Origin of the sequence: Embleya sp. NBC_00896, from assembly GCF_045207785.1 — a bacterium.
Lineage (GTDB): Bacteria > Actinomycetota > Actinomycetes > Streptomycetales > Streptomycetaceae > Embleya.
This window is the reverse complement of record NZ_CP108777.1, coordinates 480,111-497,120: the sequence shown is the minus strand read 5'-3', so window position 1 is coordinate 497,120 and position 17,010 is coordinate 480,111. Positions and strand designations below refer to the sequence as shown.

Below are 17,010 nucleotides of genomic sequence, written 5' to 3'. Positions count from 1 at the left end.
GGGGTCGCCGGGGGTGAACTCCCGGGCGGGGCTCAGGCCTTGAGTCCGCTGGAGGTGATGGACTGGATGAACGCCTTCTGCGCGCCCAGGAAGGCGAGCAGTACCGGGAGCACGGTGATCACGTTGCCCGCCATGACGGCGGCCCACTGGGTGTGGTGTTGGCTCTGGAAGGTCGTCAGGCCCAACTGGAGGGTGTAGTGGGTGTCGTGGTTGATCGCGATCAACGGCCAGGTCAGGTCGTTCCACGTGGTCAGGAAGGTCAGGACGGCGACCGTGCTGAGCGCGGGCCGCGACAGCGGCAGCACGATCAGGCACAACACCCGCAGCCGCGAGCAGCCGTCGATCCAGGCGGCCTCCTCCAACTCCCGGGGCAGGGACAGGAAGAACTGCCGCAGCATGAACACCGCGAAGGGCGTCACCAGGGAGGGAACGATCAGCGCGCCGAGGGTGTCGATGAGCCCGAGCCGCTTCATGATCAGGAACGTGGGGATCATGGTGAGTTGGAAGGGGATCGCCATCGTGGCGAGCATCGCGACCATCAAAGTGCGCGAGCCCGCGAACCGCATCCTGGCGAACGCGTAGCCGCCCAACGCCCCGAAGACCAGGTTCGAGGCGACCGCGACCGCCGAGACGATCAGCGAGTTCGCGAACCAGCGGGGGAACATGGCGTTGCCCAGGACGTACCGGTATCCGCCGAGGTCGATCCCCGAGGGCCACAACGCGGGCGGGAACCGGTTGATCTCCGCGTTGGTCATCACCGAGCTGAGCAGCAGCCAGAGCAGGGGGAGCGCGAAGAGCAGGGACAGGGGTGCCAGCAGCAGATGCCAGGGGCTGAAGGGCAGCAGCCGGCGCCGGCGCGGGCCCGACATCGCGCGCGGCTCGGCCTGTGCGCGGGCCGCCTGCGGCGGTGTGGCGGTGGTCGCGCTCACTTGGCGGCTCCCTCGACGGCGGTGGCGGGCTTGCGGCCGCGGATCAGCCGCATGGCCACCCCGATCACCAGCAGGGCGACGGCGAGCACGTAGGCGGCCGCCGCGCCGTAGCCGGCGGTGAAGTTCTTGAACGCCTGCTCCCAGATGAAGTAGACGATGGTGGTGGTGGAGCCCAGCGGGCCGCCCTTGGTGGTCACGTAGACGAGGTCGAAGACCTGGAGCGCCTTGATCGTCTGCCACAGCAGCAGGAAGACGGTGACGGGGGTGAGCGTTGGCAGCACCACGTGGCGCAGCAGCTGCCATCGTCCGGCGCCGTCGAGGCGGGCCGCCTCCAGCAGCGACGGCGGTACGTCCTGTAGGGCCGCGAGGTAGATCACCACGCAGAACCCGGTGCCGCTCCACACCGAGATCGCCACCAGGACCGACAGCGCCTGTCCGGGATCGGTGAGGAAGCCCTGCCGGCTGATCCCCAGCGCGTGCAGGACCGAGTTGGCCGCGCCGAACTCCGGGTCCAGGATGAAGGAGAACAGCACGCCCTGCGCCGTCTCCGAGATGATGAACGGCACGAAGATCAGGATGCGGTACAGCCCGACCAGTCGGATGCGCCGGTTCAACACCAGGGCCAGCACCAGGCCCAGGGCCATGCTCAACGGCACGTACGGCGCCGTGTACAGCAGGGTGTTGCGCACGGCCTGGCCGAAGTGCGGGTCCTGGCTGAGCGCGTCGTAGTTCTCCAGGCCCACCCAGCGGCTGGGCGTCACCAGGTCGTCGGCCCGGAAGGACAACAGCAGCGACCACACGAACGGCACCACGCTCAGGCCCACGATGACCACGACCGCGGGAAGCACGTACGCCCAGGCGGTCGCCGACTCGCGACGGCGCCTGCGTCGCAGGGTGCGTCGTCGTCGATCCTGGTCCGACAGCGTGAGTGGAGCGGGCAGTGATGACATGGAAGGGCTCCTCAACGCGGTATGACGAGGGCGGCCTTGGCCGTGGCGGCGCAGCGGTTCAGTGCCCGGGCCGGACTGCTCTTGCCGAGCAACACGGAGACGATGGCCTCTCCCAGGGCCATCGAGATCTGCGGATAGGCGGGGTGCGCGGGGCGCACGCGCGCCGTCTCCAGGGCCCGGGTGAACACGTCCAGGCCCGCGGTCTCGGCGGCGTGCGAGCGCCATTCGGGCCTGGCCCGGCTCAGCGGCAGGCTGCCGACCTGCATGTCCCACTCGACGTCCTGGTCGGGCTGCGCCAGCCAGGACACGAAGGTGCGTGCGGCGCGCACCCGGGCGCCGCCGTTGTCGAACACCGTCCACGTGTCGGGCCCGCAGATGGTCATCGGCCGCCCGCTGTAGCTCGGCAGCGGGACCACGTGGTACTCGATCTGCGCCTGGGTGATGTCCGGGATCTGCCACGGGCCGGTGTCCGTCTGCCCGTGCCACATCTCGATCGTGACGCGCCCGTCGGCGCCCACGCCGTCGTCGGTGCCGCCGCACCCGGACAGGGCCGTCGCGACCGCGGCGCCGGCGCCGACGCGCAGCAGGCCGCGACGGGAGAGACCGGAGGGATGGTGCCGGCCGAAAACCATGGGACCTCCAGGGAACTTCGAAACGCGCGAGGCGGGCCGGGACGGGTGCGCGCGAGGACGCACCGGGCGGGGGAAGGCCACTCACGCAGGGCGGGTGCGGGTGGAGGAAGGGGGCCCGGCGGCGAGGATCGCCGGGGGAGCCGGGCCCCGGGCGGCGAACGCGGGCCGGGTACGAGCCGGGCGCGGGCCGGTGGGTGCCGGCGGATGCCGGGCGGGGAAGGTGCCGGGCGGGGAAGGTGCCGGGCGGGGAGGGCGAGCCGGGCGTGCGGCCCGGCGCCGGGTTCGAGCGGGCCGGGGCGCCGGGCCGTCGGGGGAGGGGATCAGCAGGTCTGGCGCAGGTAACCGCTGCTTCCCAGGGGGCTGACCTGGACGTCGCGGCGGACGATGCTCAACGTGTCGCCCCAACCCTTGCAGGCGTTGGACAGGCCCTTCGCGGTGTACTCGATCGCGATCACGTGGTCACCGAACGCCTCGGTGTAGTCGCCGCATTCGGTGAACTCGCCGCATTCCTCGGCGACGGCGAAGTCGAGACCGGTCCGGGCGCGATCCCCGGCCAGCTCGGCGGTGTTCTTCTGCCCGATCGCCAGGCCCCGCTGGTGGGCGTGCGCGGACAGCAGGGAGATGTACGCCTTGGCGTGGGTGGTGGTGAGCAGCTTCCGGGAGCGTTCGAAGCTGTCGTAGTTGTCGGGCTCGACGGCCTGGTAGCCCTTGTTCGCGCACTCGTCGATCCAGCCGTTCACCTTCGCGGCGACCCGGGTGCGCTTGGCGGCGGTGCGCAGGTCCAGCAGGGCCTCGCCCCAGGCGCCGTCGTAGACGACCTTGCCGTTGCCGTCCCGCAGCAACAGGTCGGCGTCCCATTCCTTTTCGGCGTTCGGCTGGGCCTGGAAGGCGTTCACGTAACAGATGTTGTAGAGCCCCGGCGCCGGGGCGGCCGTGCGGTCGCGGGTGACCACTCCGACACCGGCCGGCGGGGTGTACGCGCCGCCGATCTGATAGTCGAACCCCGCGTGCGCCGGGGGCAACGTGACAGGGCCGGCCGCCGCCGCGCTCGCGGAGGGGGAGACGAACAGGGAGCCCGCGACCGCCGCGGTGGTCGCCACCAAGGCGGCGAGACGTCGGGCGGATCTGCGCGGGAGGAGGGCGTTCATCATCGAACTCCAGATGCGGAGGATACGTCCCCGCCTCGGATGCCGGCAGCATCCTGGCGACTTTGTCCGGGCTTGCGGCTTCACGCCGTCCACCGGCTGGGCGTACCTTTGCGCCGATTGCACTGCCCTCGGCGTCGCAGCAGTAAATCGAGCAACATTCGTCATGTCAAGGGATCGCCTTTGCGCATGGTGCTCACGGGAGTTGCCGCGCCGACGGTCGGCGGACGGCGGGCGGACGGCGGGCGGACGGCGGGAAAACGCGCGCCGTTCACGCTCCGGGTCCCACTCCGGACAGCATTTCGGGTACCGTTCCGGACGCGATTCCGGAGCCGAGTGACTGCGCGAATGCGCACGGATATGCTGCGCACATGCTGAGAACCGAGCGTCATGCGCGCATCCTCGAGCACGTTTCCGCGCAGGGAAGCGTGAGCGTCGAGGAGTTGGCCGGGATCCTGGCGGTCTCGGCAGCCACGGTGCGGCGCGACCTCCAGCACCTGGACGCGTCGAACCTGCTGCGCCGCACCCACGGCGGGGCGTCCCTGGGCAACATCGGCCTCGAGACACCGATGCAGTACCGCAGCGAGCGCCGCCGACCGGAGAAGCTGGCGATCGCCCGGGCCGCGGCCGCGCTGGTGCCGGCGAAGGCCGTGGTCGGCCTGAACGGCGGCTCCACCGCCACCGAGATCGCCCGCATCCTCGCCGACCGCGGACCCGTCACCATCGTCACCAACGCGGTCAACATCGCCGCGGAGCTGGTCCTGCACAAGGACGTCACGCTCGTCGTCATCGGCGGCACCGCACGCAACGAAAGCTACGAACTCGTCGGCCCCATCGCCGAGAAGACCCTCGCGGACTACTACACCGACGTGACTTTCCTGGGCGTGGACGGCATCAGCGCCGCACACGGCTGCACCACCCACGACCAGCTCGAAGCCGCCACCGACCGGGTCTTCACCGACCGCAGCGGCCACACCATCGTGGTGGCGGACAACTCGAAGATCGGAAAGGTGACGCTGGCGAGGATCTGCCCACTGTCGGCGATCGCCCACCTCGTCACCGACCACGACGCCCCGCAGGACGAACTGGCGAGGATCACCGACGCCGGGGTCCTGGTAACCGTCGCCTGACCCCGACCGACCCCGCCAACCCCCGCCACCGGCACGGCATTTGCGCGGATCGAGCCCGTCCGCGCCGTCACCCGCGGCACGGTGTTCCCGGAACCTCGACCATGGGCGATACTCTCGCGAGAGTCCGGACTCGGACAGCCCCGGCATCGCCGAAAGGACGCGAATGGCACTGATATCCCGGCAGATCAAGGGAGCGACCCCGTGAGTCGCAGTCGCCGCACGATGGCTCGGCAGAAGCGTCGAGTCCGCAAGCTGACGGGCAAGGGCAGTCGCAGGCCCGGACGCGCGATGTTCATGTTCTGGCCGTCGATCGGAACCCTCGAAGTCCTGGAGTGGCGACTGACCGGGCCCGGTAGCCCCGAGGCCGAGCGGCTCCAAGCGCACGTGATGGATGCGCTGAGCCAGAACATGGACCTCGTCTACGGCGTGGACTTCGGACCGAACGAAGGGCCGACCTTCTTCTCCCAGACCGCCCGGTGGCTCGACCGACCCAGCGGCCTGGCCGTCACCCACCTCGGCCTCGAGGAGGAGCCGCCGAGCTCGGACGACCCGCCCGCCGCGCCGGAACACGCCGAACGCGCACGCCTGTACGCCGCTCTCACCGTGCTCGAGCGGGCATGGTGCCACGAATTCCGTCCCTACCCCAAAGACATCGCACTCCGACAGGCCGGCGAGCGCCGCGAAGGACAACTGCGCGCACTCTTCGACTCCTTCACCGCCACCCACCCCGGCCTCATCGCCACCATCCGCCGCGGATAGGCGCTCCGGGGTGAGGTGGTCGCCCTCGACCACGGCGGGTGGGTCCACGGCCGGCCGGACGACGCCGACGGCGGCGGCCTCCAGCGCCGGAGCGGCGGCGATCCGGAGTTCCAGGTATCGCAACCCGCTACGACAAGACTCCCGCGAGCTACGACGCGGGCCTCCACCTCCGCGCCTCAATGATCTGGATCGACGACCTCCTCCAAACGACAGGATGATCACGACTTCACGGGTGGATACACCTGTTCAGCGCACCAGGGTTGGCACCGAAGTTGCTGATCTTCTGTAGGGAGATGGCGGCCGCGGCGGCGGGTGCGGGCGAGAGAAGCGCCGCCCCCATCACCAGGGCCACGACCGCGGTCATCCGGCCGAGCGCGCGGTGCCATCGTCCCCTCCCCTCCGGGGGCGGCCTCGCATCGTGGATGGCAGCGGATTCGGACATATTTCACGCGACAGCATGGCGGCTCCCTGTGCGGGCGACACGCGATCGACTCGATCGCACGGCCCGGGAGACGGCCGTCTGTGCAGGTGGCCGGGACACCGGGGTGTCCGTAACCGTAGGAGCCGCTTCCGCCTGCACAGAATGGTGCTGCAGCCCACAGCCTGGGAATCGGCCCGTGGGCCCTACCCCGTTGCATCATCGAGGCTGTCCTGCCACTGCCGTGCGTCCAGCTCAGCCGTAGACGGCCAGGTCTGCCGCGATGGCCAGCTCCGCGCCGGTGGCCGACCGGACGTCCTCCACGCTTACGCCCGGGGCCGTCTCACGCAGCAGCAGACCGGACGCAGAGATGTCGATCACCGCGAGATCGGTGATGACCCGGTTCACCACTCCCCATCCGGTGAGGGGAAGCGTGCACTCCTCCACCAGTTTGTGGGAGCCGTCCTTGGCCGTGTGTTCCATCAGCACGATGACCCGCCGGGCGCCGTGGACCAGGTCCATGGCGCCGCCCATTCCCTTGACCATCTTTCCGGGGATCATCCAGTTGGCCAGGTCCCCGAAGGCGGAGACCTGCATGGCGCCCAGGACGGCGACGTCGATGTGACCGCCGCGGATCATCCCGAAGGAGAGTGCGGAGTCGAAGTACGACGCTCCGGCGGTGGTGGTCACCGTCTCCTTTCCCGCGTTGATCAGGTCGGGATGGATGTCCTCCTCGTGCGGGTACGGGCCGACGCCGAGAATGCCGTTCTCCGAGTGAAGGACCACCTCGATGCCTTCCGGGAGGTGGTTGGGGATCAGGGTGGGCAGGCCGATCCCGAGGTTGACGTACGAGCCGTCCGCCAGTTCCCGGGCGGCGCGGGCCGCCATCTGCTCGCGTGTCAGGGCCATCAGACGGTCTCCTCGAGTCGCGGGCGCGTCGTGCGCCGCTCGATGTGCTTGGCCGCAGCCGGGTCGTCCGCCGCGACGGCGACGACGCGCTGGACGAAGATGCCGGGCAGGTGGACCTGGTCCGGCGGGATGTCGCCCGGGTCGACGAGTTCCTCCACCTCGGCCACGGTGACCCGTCCCGCCATCGCCACAAGCGGGTTGAAGTTGCGGGCGGAGGCGTGGAAGACGAGGTTGCCGTGCCGGTCGCCGACCGCAGCACGCACGAGGGCGAAGTCGGTGGTAATGCCCTCCTCCAGGAGGTACTCCCGGTCCCCGAAGGTCTTCGTCTCCTTCGGCGGCGAGGCCTCGGCAACCGTGCCGTCTTGACGGTAGCGCCAGGGGAGCCCGCCGTCCGCGACCTGCGTACCGACCCCGGCGGGAGTGTAGAAGCCGGGAATGCCCGCACCGCCGGCCCGCAGCCGCTCGGCCAGCGTCCCCTGCGGCACCAGCTCCACCTCTAGCTCCCCGCTGAGGTACTGCCGGGCGAACTCCTTGTTCTCGCCGACATAGGAGCTGGTCATACGGGCGATCAGTCCCTCGCGCAGCAGCAGCCCCAGCCCCCAGTCGTCCACCCCGCAGTTGTTGGAGACCACCCGCAGGCCCCCGACCGCTCGCTCGCGCAAGGCCTCGATCAGCACTCCTGGTATCCCGCACAGTCCGAACCCGCCCACCGCGAGGGAGGCACCCTCCCCTACATCGGCGACCGCTTCGACGGAATCCCCGACCACCTTGTCCAGACTCATCCACAACTCCTTCACCCTCGTGCGATCGACCTCAGCCAGGCGAGGCAGGAACCGCCGAACCAACTGCTGGAGAGCCTAGAAAGGAGTCCGGTACCGCACGATGGCGGAGAGCCCCATAACGGAGCACTGCTGAATGTGGGTGAGTATCTGCTGAGGCACTCGCGACGCCGGTGGAGCGGCTGCTCTGCGGAAGGGCGCGCCGTCCTCGGGGTGGGCTCGGGCCGCCTTGCTACACCTGGCCGCGTCCGGAGAGGCGCAGGACCTTGCTGGGGAGTCCGCCATGTCCCCCCTTCCGCCCCGGGCCGGCACGCGCTGATGCGCCCCGGACCCCATCAGGCGGCACACCGGCTGCTGGACGCGGCAATACACCGACCGGCGACGGCTACTACTGGGCCTGGGCCTGGGCCTGGGAGACCATGATTTCGTAGCCGCCCGGTCCGGTGACGGTGAAGTAGGCCCCCAGGGTTCGACCACCGGGCTGCTGACAGCCGCTCCCTTGCCCAGGATCTCGGCGTGGCTTGCCACGACGTCGTCCTCACAGCTCAGGTTGAAACCCGGGCCGAGCTTCGGGTTGGGCACCGTCTCGAAGTCCGCTGCCTTGGCGAGGACGATCCGGGTCTGGCCTGCCCTCGCCGTACGCCGCGGCCTGCTCGTCGACGTCACCAACCGTCTCGTCGAAGCCTCCCTGGCCCCCGCCAGGCCCTTCATCGGCTCTGGCAAGATTTTCGTAGGCGGAGATCATCCGGGCGCGATGGTCGGCCGAGCCGCATAGTGGCGGCGTAGGTGAGCGATCAGGACGACGCGGTGGCGAAGGAGAGGGACGCCGGCGCGTCCCGCCATGATGCGTTTCTGGAGTTTCACGTCGGTGATGCGGCCTTCGTTGACGCCGGAGTTGTAGGGGGTGGTGATCCCCTGGACAACCGCGTTCCGATCCTCGCGCAGGGCTGCTGCGACCCCGACGAGAGGCGCCAGTCCGCTGTTGGTGAGTCGGTCGAGCCAGGCCGGCAGCGGTGTGGCGTCGTGGTTGTCGCATGGTGGCGAACTGCCGGACCAGGTCGTGGGTGCGGTGGAGTTCCGGACAGTGGTCGAGGAGCCGGTGCAGGCACTCGGCGGTGTGCGGAGTGTGCCGGTGGGGAGCGGTGACGATCCAGCGTGCGGTCTCACGTGGGGAAGGTGGCCGTTCGCGCAGCTCGTCCAAGGGCAGGCCACGCCGCAGTGGCGCGACTGCCATCTTCACGCGCTGGTAGTGGCCCGAGTAGCCCTTGGCCAGGAGTTCCTGATGAAGGACGGTGGCGCTGTGTTCGCCTTCGTCCCAGCGTTGTTGCAGGTAGTCGAGGTATGGGTCCAGCGTGGACGGTCGGCGGGGCGGTCGGCGCACGACCTCCTGCCAGGTGCGGGCGCGGGCGTACTTGCGCACCGTGCGGCGGTCCAGGCCCAGCTCGCGGGCCACGCTGCTGTGGGAGCGACCGGTGTCGGTGGCCGCGCGCACGGCTTCGAACAACCGCCGGGCATGGCGACCCGCGGGAGTGTCCGCCCCCGTGGTCGTTGCTGCCGCCCCATCGGGCTCCGGGGCGGTCTGCTCGGGCTCGGGGAGCGCGGCGGGCAGGCAGTCGCGGTGGGCGGAGGCGACGTCCTGCACACGCCGGGACAGGCTCTGCCACAGATGAAAACGGTCGCTGACCTGGAGGGCATCGGGGGCGCCCGCGGCGATGCCCTGCCGGTAGGCGAGTGACCTGTCGCGGCAGACGACCTCGACGCCCGGGTGCCCGCGCAGCCATCGGCGGAGCTGTTCGGCATCCCGGCCCTCCCAGAGAGTGAGCGGGAGACGAGTGGTGGCGTCCACCAAGAGGGTGCCGTAGGCGCCGCCGTACAGCGCGAAGTCGTCCACCCCCAGTACTCGCGGTGTGACGAGCGGCGGCAGTGGCATGCGCATCAGCTGGGCGAGCACGGTGCTCCGCAAGAGCACGACGTCGACGACCTGCAGCATCCGGGCACCGCCGCGGCCCGCCAGGAGGATGCCGACCTCCTCGACGACACGCTGCAGCAACGGAGTGCGCCGCTGGTAGCGCACGGTCAACCCCGGCACCTGCTCGGCGAAGGTCACCTTCGGGCAGGCCGGATTCTCGCAGTACAGACGGCGCACGCTCAGGTCGATCCGCACGGGCCGACCCCCGACCGCGGCATCTGCGAGGTGCCGCACGTAGCGACTGTGGCTCCAGTCGCTCGGGGCACCGCAGCCGGTACAGGCCGCCGCGGCACGGGAGTTCGTACGAGCCCGGATCCCGATCACGGGCCCGTGAGATCAGCCGAGATCACCAACACGTCGGCCAAGTTCGGTATCAGTTGCGACAGTTCGATAGAACACAGTCAGAGGTTTCCCAGCGGCGGCTCGGCCGACCATCGCGCCCGGATGATCTCCGCCTACGAAAATTTTGCCAGAGCCACATTCATTCGTACGCCGACACCCCCACTCATCCATTGCTCACTGTTACCGCCCCGCTATAAAAGGGTGTTGTCGTAGCCGGGCACGTCGCTTCGCTGCGACCTCCGGTTGCCTGGCAGAGCAAGGACCCCACGCGGTGATCTCATGCGGCGGCTGGACGTAACTCTCGTCAGGTCCGCCCGTTGAACCTGGCATGACGATCACACTCGGCATTGAGGGCGGTCCCCACGACGGCCTCCACGCCACCGTTGCCGCCGGTCCCGACGGCAACCCACCGCACACGGTCACCCTCGACGGAGCCCGCTACGTCCGGCAGTTCCCCGGCATTGCGCCCTGGGAGCAGGGCTGGCACTACTGCCACCGGCCGCCCCGCTGACACGCTTTGGTGGAACCCTCCCGACGCCGCGGGAGGATCGCCGGTGCCCGCTCTGGGCGGGTACCACCAGGGGAACAACCATGGTCGACAACGAAACTCACGACACCGGCCAACGACCCGAACCAGGTCCCGGACAACCTCAAGCCCGCCGGTGTGACGGGCCCGACGGTCGCGGCCGATGCGGCCGACACCAAGACCGACGGCAACGGTGCAGACTGGATCGGCCGCAGCGACGCTGGCCGACGCCGGATCGGTCAGCTGGCCAGGTCGCAATGGGTGATCGAAAACCGGGTCCACTACGTCAGGGACACGGTGTTCGCCGAGGACGCCTCGAAGATCCGTACCGGCCATGGTCCGGAATACATGGCTACCCTGCGGAACCTGGCGGTCAACACCCTCCGCACCGCAGGACATTCCAACATCGCCGCCGGCCTTCGTGAAGTGTCCTACGCACCCTTCACCCGACCACTGGATCTACTGGGCCTGCCCTGACCTGCACAGTCACATGATCACCAGGACTATGAATCAGCCCTGTTGCGATGTAAGTGGCGCGAGATGTCGGCGTGCGCATCGCCGACGCGTTGGCCGCGGCGCACACCGCCGGAGTGCTGCACCGGGACATCAAGCGGGCAACCACGAACTGTCGGTGACGGGGAAGCGCTGACCCCCGCGTACGCCCCGGAGGCGTTCCTCCTGACCGATCCGACGCCGGCTGAGGACGTGTACTCGCTCAGCGCGACCATCTACGCCCTGGCGCTCGGCCCCCCGCCCCACCTCCCCGAAGAGGGCAGCCTCAGCATCGCGCAACTCCTCACGCGGCACGGCCTGCCCCTACCCGACCTGTCAGGCGCGCCCCTGCGCTGACCGAGGCCCTCAGGCAGGCCATGGCCCCGGACCCCGCTCACCGTCTGCCGAGCGCCGAGGCATTGCGGGACGCCCATGCCGGCCTCGACCTCCACAACACCCCCGCAGCCGCCGACGACACAGGGCTTTCCGTCTCTGCGTCCAGGAAGCGGCGCGGAGACGCAGCCCGCTGTGACAGCGGGCCGGGGAGAAACCGTCTCCGCCTGCGGTTGGTCGTCCCGGTCCTGGCACTGGTCGCGGCCGCTATCGGCACGGCCGGAGTGCTGGCCTCCCCGAACCAACAGTCGGCCAATGGCCCGCCTCGCCCAGCGGTTTCGGCGAGGTCAGCCGTAATCCTCTTCCTGCATGCTGGAGCGCGCTGCGCAGATAGGATTCCGAGTCTGCCGCGAGCCAGCTGCGGTTGTCGTTCGGCGGACGAGGGCAGCCGCAGCCAGACCGGCACGCTGTTCCGGCTGGGCGAGTCTGCGACGGACCAGCTCACCGAGGCTTTCCGGCGCGGCGAGGTGGGAGACGCGCCGAAACACTGCTCATCTTTACCGAGGCAGAGGGCGGCGCGCACTGCCACGCCGGAGCCCAGCACCTCGCGTCAGGGCGGATCTACGACTGGTTGGACAAAACCCTCAGGTAAACCCGCCTCGCGCCCCTGCAATCCGGCATCACGTGTGGGCGCTTCTGACAAGAAGCGCCCAAAGTCCATGACAAGCGGCGTCCCATCCTTCCAAACCCACATGCGCAGAACCCGGCCAGTGATCATGTTAAGACTGGACGAATTGGCAGTTAGAGGGCCGCTTACGGTGACTGTGGATGGTCGAGTCTCTCTCGATGAACGTGTTGTCATCCTCTTAGAGTAGCAACTGTCATAGTGCTGGACGCGATGTGTCATGACTGGCTACCGTGTCACTTGACGTCAAGGTTCGGCGGAGGGAAGCGCGTCCGGAAGAGCTGCGACGAAACGCTCTACCACCCCGTGACCGGCTGGGTGAATTCTGTGTCAACAGTCAGTGATTGTGGAACGAAGGTGGAGAATCGTGACATCTCAAAGCACGAGGAAGCGGCGGCTGGCGGACGAGATCGCGGCAAGCGGTGAGGCTCCGGCAATCGCGGCAGCGGCGGCTCTGCTCGAAATGGGAGACCGTCTCGGTGTCCTCGATGTCATCGTTCCAGGGAGGGAATTCAGCGTCCCGGATCTCGCAGCGTGCGCAGACCTTCCGGAGACTGGGGTCGCCGACTATCTCGAGGCGATGGAATCTGCGGGAATCATCACGCATGCCCCGTCCACTGCCGGAAAGTTCGTGACTGCCCCGGATTTCGAGCGCATACAGCACCAGGCTGGCTACGTGTCCTGGGTGATGAACGCGAACCGACCGTTCATCGAGAACGCCCGCGAGTACCTCTCCAACCCTGGAAAGGCCAGTGGCGCCTACACGAGGGACGGCCGTCAGGTCGCGGTCAGCTCCCAGTGGATGGGGTCGAAGGCGTTCTACCCGGCCGCTCTCGAGACGATACTCAAGGCCAGGCCGGAGCGGATCGCCGACTTGGGAGCTGGCACCTGTCGTCTGCTCATCGAGGTCCTTCAGGAACTTCCCGACTGTTCCGGCGTCGGACTCGATCTGGATGCTCCGTCCTGCAACGCCGCAAAGCTGGCAGCCGAGCAGGCCGGGGTCAGCGACCGCCTGACGGTCGTTGAGCGGACGATTCAGTCGATCGCTTCCGACCCCTCGCCGGTCGAGGGCAGCGATGTCATTCATGCCGGCTTCGTCTTCCACGACATGATGCCGGAGGAAGAGCATGTCGCCGACGCAGTCATCGCGAACTGCCGGAAAGCGCTGCGTCCGGGTGGCCTCATGGCCATCACCGACGCGGTTCCTTACCTCCGGAACGCGCGGGAGCGCCGGTTCAGTTCCATCGTGACCTACTACCACCGTCAGTTCATGAAGCGGAAGCTTCTCACTGAGGTGGAGTGGGAGACAAAGCTGCGGAGTGCTGGCTTCAACGACGTCAAGACCGTGGAGTTGGGCTTCCCCACGGGTCGCCTCTTTGTGGCGACTCGATAGCCACCAAGAAGCGGCCCCGCAGGGGCGTGCCGATATCCCGAGGCGACCACCTGTGGATACCGACAAATCACGGGCGTGGGTTCCAAGCGCGAACCAGATGGTTCGGCACGGACTCACGCCCGTTGTCGTTCACGTTCACACGGTAATTGGTACGCCGCTGCGGTCTGCTGACTTTCGCGATCCGTGTGCTGGCCGAAGCGAAGCTCATCACCGCACCCGTATTTCCGGCACGCTCACCGAGTTTCGATGGCGGATCTCGTGCGGGGGGACCGCCGCGCTCCCACTGCCAACACCCGCATCCCCGATCGAGCTCTTGGGCGCCCGCTGAACGGTGGGCGGTGCAACGTCTCCCACAGGACCGCCGGACCGTAGATGTGCCGACAACACCACGGTCCCGGGTCAATTGCCGGGACCGTGGTGTTTGCGGGCAACATCACACGAGGGACGTCACCCCGGCCAGCGGGCCTCTGCCACCGGGCGATCCGTCAGTCCGTAGAGGGTGACTGCTCCTTGGAGGGCCGCCAGGGTGAGGATCGCGGTGGTAGTGCTGGTGAACTGGAGGAGCAGGCCGGCCCCGATCGTCCCCAAGGCGGGGCCGCCCTGGAGGACCGTCATGGTGGCGACAATCGTCCTGCCTCGCCGGTCTACCGGAACCTGGCGGAGGATCATGATATCGATCAGTACCCTCAGGGCTGGTGTCATGAGCGTGGCGAGCACCAGCATGCCGAAGACCCACCATGAGCCGAACGGTACTGCCAGCAGCGCTACCGAGACGGCCACGGTCACTGAGACCAGCAACAGCAACCGCCCCGGTGACATCCACTGGTGCAACCGCTTGACCAGAAGTGAACCCAGCAGCATGCCCACCGCGCTGCCGGTGAGAGCGAGGCCCACCGTTCCCGGCGCGGTGCCCTGGGACTGCAGTTTCACCACGACCACCAGCGTGACCGCGGTGATGACGAGATAGAAGGTGCCGATCAGCAGCAGGGCGCCGCGTAGCGCCGGCTGCCGCACCAGTTCACGCACGCCGGCAAGGGCGCCCGACTCTTCCGGGAAGGACGACTGCTGACTGTCCTCGCAATTATCCGCGTCGACGGGCTCCTTGCTCTGGGGCGGGATGCGGACGAACAGGGCGCACAACAGAGAAATGGTGAACGTGATCGCGCATGCGATGAACGGCAACACGCGGGACACGCCGTAAAGCGCGCCACCGAACGCCGGCCCGAGGAGGCCCGCCGCGCCCTCGCGTACCTCGTCCTGTGTGAGCGCCTGAGTGAGCTGCTCATCGGGGACCACCGCACGGACCAGCAGCATGCGGACAGGTCCGCCGAAGGCTGTTCCGAGGCCGAGAACCAAAGCCACCAGCAGAAGGTGGATGACGGTGAGTCCGCCCATTGCCAGGGCCAAGGCAACCGAGGCAGTGGCGACGGCGCGGGCTCCCTCGGCGCCGATGAGTACATACCGGTGGTTCCAGCGGTCGGCGAGCACGCCGATCGGCAGCCCGAGGGCCAGTATCAGTATGAGCTGGGTGAAGCCGAAGAGACCGGCGAGGGCAGGCGATCCGCTCAGTGCCAGCACCAGCAGGGGATAGGCGATGTCCGCTGCCTCGACACCGAGCGTCGTACTGGTTGCGCCGATCCAAAGGAGTTGGAACCGCCAGTTGCGTCGCAGCGGAACGAGCGGGGACCGGTGCGGAACCGGGCCTTCATCTCCCGCCGGTGTGGGGGACACCTCGAGTGGTCCGGTCTCGGACTGGCTCATGGCCGCTGACTTCCTGTTCGCCGATGGGGACGGATGCGTCTCGAATGCTGGCGTGCTCCGCGTCGTAGCCGACGCGCATGCGCCCGCTCTTCACCTTGATGGACCGGATGCGCACATTGCGCAGCATGGAGAGATCCGTGACGTGAGTGCCTCCACACGGCTCAGCATGCAACCCTTCGATCGAGACGGTGCGCACCCCGTCCCGGTAGTCGGCGGTCACGGGGATCGCCGCGCGTACTGCCTCGTCGAACTGCTTGTTCAGCTCCTCCGTGAGCGCGTCGCGGTCGATTTCCCGGTCGCTCACGGCGTAGTCGACCCGTGCCTGTCCAGGAAAGTGGCTGTTCCCCACATGATGGAAGCCGAGCTGTCTCACGAACGCGTCCAGCAGATGGCCAGCCGTGTGCAGAGCCGCGTGCAGGCGCCGCAAGTCGAGGTCGATACGGGTGACGGCCTCCGTTCCCGGGACGGGGACTCCGCCGGAGCCCCCATCGGCATCCGGCATGTCGAGGACGACCCAGCCGGCATCATCCCGGCGTGCTTGGACGGCCAGTTCGCCCACCATCCCCCGGTCTGCGGGCTGCCCACCGCCCTGCGGGTGGAAGATGTTGTCGGTGAGAGCGACCCAGACGACACCGGAATCATGTCGACCGGACCGGGCCACTGTGGTGGCAGCCTCAGTCACATAGGTGTCGGCAAGGTACAGATGGCGCTGCAAGAGCATTTCCAATCTTCTGATGCGGGTCACGCTTGGGGACAAGGACTGCGCGATCACGACCAGAGGCACAGGGGGCCGCGGCCCGTGACCCCGATGAAGAAGGAGAGCGTGAGCCGGCGCCCACCCCCCTCCACGGGCTCCACAAGGTGGTAGTTGCGCGGGTCGAAGAGGACCGCGTCGCCAAGATCCGCGCGGACGATCGCTGACGGCTCGCCTTCCACCAGCGCTCGGTCGTACCCGTATCCGTCCCGCTGGCTTTCATCGCGCGGGCTCCACCGCCGCCGGTACACCACGGCCTCGCCACCCTTGAACGGCGTCGATAGGTGGCAGTTGAAGGCGATCTGCGCGATCGGCGACTGGTCCAGAACTCCGACGAACTCACGGATGACCTCGTCGAAGTGCATCCGAGCACCGTTGTTGATTTCGCGGATCATGCCGGCGAACATGTCACGGCCACCCGACGTGGCGGGCCGGACCTCATCGTCCCAGGCCTGCGCGAGCACCTTCGCTGCGGCGGCCAACGGGTCGTTGCCGTCCAACAGGCCGGAACGCACTCGTGTGGACTGTACCGCGTGCTCCCAGTACTCGTCGTGCAGCTTGCCATCCCCGTAGAAGTCGTAGGCGGCGGGGCCGAGTTTGGCGATCCTGGGCTGGACGAGCTGCTCGTCGTAGTTACCCATCTCATAGGTCTCCAGCGCGCGCATGATCTCAAGACACTGACCGGAGTTGAAGAACTTCCTGATCCGCACCGAGCCTACGGATCCCGCGGCGAGGCACGTGATGTGATCCGCGGTCAGCCGGTCGGCTACCTCGGTGGAAAACAGAGTGGGGACGGCTGGAGAGCTGACATGGGCGGTACTCACGGCTACAGGCTGCTCCTTTCTGGAACGGGTGGGCATGGTCGTCGTGGCTGCTGTGGTGTGGGTTCCGATGGAGGGACGCCCGCCCGGCTCCGACGACCCTGCTGCGTGCAGGCCCATGGGCCTGGTCACACTCGGGTCGGGTGACACGCTAGCCATTCGTGACATGCCATGTCCATCATTGTGACAATCGAGCACTTGTTGAATGACAGCACCCTGCCTGGGAGTGAGTCCCCTGCCAGCTGGCTTGCGGCCGCTTCTGCTCCGCCCTGTAGGGCTTCCC

General features: G+C 68.2%; 15 protein-coding genes and 1 pseudogene. 6 read left to right on the top strand and 10 right to left on the bottom strand.

Annotated elements, in window-relative coordinates:
- Positions 1-32: 32 nt before the first annotated feature.
- From OG928_RS35410 to OG928_RS35395, 4 genes and pseudogenes are all read right to left on the bottom strand, one after another.
- Entirely contained in the window at positions 33-929 is an 897-nt protein-coding gene (locus tag OG928_RS35410; RefSeq protein WP_331766088.1) for a carbohydrate ABC transporter permease, read from the bottom strand.
- The gene (locus tag OG928_RS35405) at positions 926-1,879 is read right to left on the bottom strand and encodes a sugar ABC transporter permease (protein ID WP_331766087.1); all 954 of its coding nucleotides are present in this window, start codon (positions 1,877-1,879) and stop codon (positions 926-928) included. Before OG928_RS35405 ends, OG928_RS35410 begins: the two co-directional genes overlap by 4 nt.
- Positions 1,880-1,890: 11 nt before the next feature.
- A pseudogene (locus OG928_RS35400) lies at positions 1,891-2,358 on the bottom strand (extracellular solute-binding protein); the annotation flags it as partial.
- Between the two features lie 473 nt (positions 2,359-2,831).
- Positions 2,832-3,659, bottom strand: a complete 828-nt coding sequence (locus OG928_RS35395) for an endo alpha-1,4 polygalactosaminidase (protein WP_331768229.1) — start codon at positions 3,657-3,659, stop codon at positions 2,832-2,834.
- A gap of 368 nt (positions 3,660-4,027) precedes the next feature.
- On the opposite strand from OG928_RS35395, the gene OG928_RS35390 reads away from it, so the two are divergent.
- A complete protein-coding gene (locus tag OG928_RS35390) occupies positions 4,028-4,786 on the top strand; it encodes a DeoR/GlpR family DNA-binding transcription regulator (RefSeq protein WP_331766085.1) in 759 nt (252 codons plus the stop codon).
- Between the two features lie 201 nt (positions 4,787-4,987).
- Positions 4,988-5,545 (top strand): hypothetical protein, encoded by a 558-nt coding sequence (locus tag OG928_RS35385; RefSeq protein WP_331766084.1) that lies wholly within the window; start codon positions 4,988-4,990, stop codon positions 5,543-5,545.
- A 673-nt stretch (positions 5,546-6,218) separates the two neighbouring features.
- Here the strand turns inward: OG928_RS35385 and OG928_RS35380 are convergent.
- From OG928_RS35380 to OG928_RS35370, 3 genes are all read right to left on the bottom strand, one after another.
- Positions 6,219-6,872: a CoA transferase subunit B gene (locus OG928_RS35380; protein ID WP_331766083.1), complete on the bottom strand. Its 654-nt coding sequence runs from the start codon at positions 6,870-6,872 to the stop codon at positions 6,219-6,221.
- A complete protein-coding gene (locus OG928_RS35375) occupies positions 6,872-7,654 on the bottom strand; it encodes a CoA transferase subunit A (protein WP_331766082.1) in 783 nt (260 codons plus the stop codon). The genes OG928_RS35380 and OG928_RS35375 overlap by 1 nt, the downstream gene beginning before the upstream one ends.
- Positions 7,655-8,189: 535 nt before the next feature.
- Positions 8,190-9,944 (bottom strand): ISL3 family transposase, encoded by a 1,755-nt coding sequence (locus OG928_RS35370; protein ID WP_331766081.1) that lies wholly within the window; start codon positions 9,942-9,944, stop codon positions 8,190-8,192.
- 346 nt (positions 9,945-10,290) lie between these two features.
- Between OG928_RS35370 and OG928_RS35365 the strand changes: the two genes are divergently transcribed.
- The 4 genes from OG928_RS35365 to OG928_RS35350 all read left to right on the top strand — a co-directional run bounded on the left by OG928_RS35365 (position 10,291) and on the right by OG928_RS35350 (position 13,391).
- Positions 10,291-10,473 carry a hypothetical protein gene (locus OG928_RS35365; RefSeq protein ID WP_331766080.1) on the top strand — a complete coding sequence of 61 codons (183 nt, stop codon included), beginning with the start codon at positions 10,291-10,293 and terminating at the stop codon, positions 10,471-10,473.
- Positions 10,474-10,626: 153 nt separating this feature from the next.
- A complete protein-coding gene (locus tag OG928_RS35360) occupies positions 10,627-10,965 on the top strand; it encodes a hypothetical protein (RefSeq protein WP_331766079.1) in 339 nt (112 codons plus the stop codon).
- A 228-nt stretch (positions 10,966-11,193) separates the two neighbouring features.
- The gene (locus OG928_RS35355) at positions 11,194-11,337 is read left to right on the top strand and encodes a hypothetical protein (protein WP_331766078.1); all 144 of its coding nucleotides are present in this window, start codon (positions 11,194-11,196) and stop codon (positions 11,335-11,337) included.
- Positions 11,338-12,365: 1,028 nt separating this feature from the next.
- Positions 12,366-13,391 (top strand): methyltransferase, encoded by a 1,026-nt coding sequence (locus tag OG928_RS35350; protein WP_331766077.1) that lies wholly within the window; start codon positions 12,366-12,368, stop codon positions 13,389-13,391.
- A 447-nt stretch (positions 13,392-13,838) separates the two neighbouring features.
- Here OG928_RS35350 and OG928_RS35345 read toward each other — a convergent pair whose 3' ends face one another.
- From OG928_RS35345 to OG928_RS35335, 3 genes are read right to left on the bottom strand one after another with little or no spacing between them, the layout of a single operon-like run.
- A complete protein-coding gene (locus OG928_RS35345; RefSeq protein ID WP_406291522.1) occupies positions 13,839-15,152 on the bottom strand; it encodes an MFS transporter in 1,314 nt (437 codons plus the stop codon).
- Positions 15,097-15,924, bottom strand: a complete 828-nt coding sequence (locus tag OG928_RS35340; RefSeq protein ID WP_406291520.1) for an alanyl-tRNA synthetase — start codon at positions 15,922-15,924, stop codon at positions 15,097-15,099. The genes OG928_RS35345 and OG928_RS35340 overlap by 56 nt, the downstream gene beginning before the upstream one ends.
- Complete coding sequence (locus OG928_RS35335; protein WP_331766074.1) at positions 15,921-16,730, bottom strand: hypothetical protein; 810 nt, start codon at positions 16,728-16,730, stop codon at positions 15,921-15,923. The genes OG928_RS35340 and OG928_RS35335 overlap by 4 nt, the downstream gene beginning before the upstream one ends.
- Positions 16,731-17,010 lie beyond the last annotated feature (280 nt).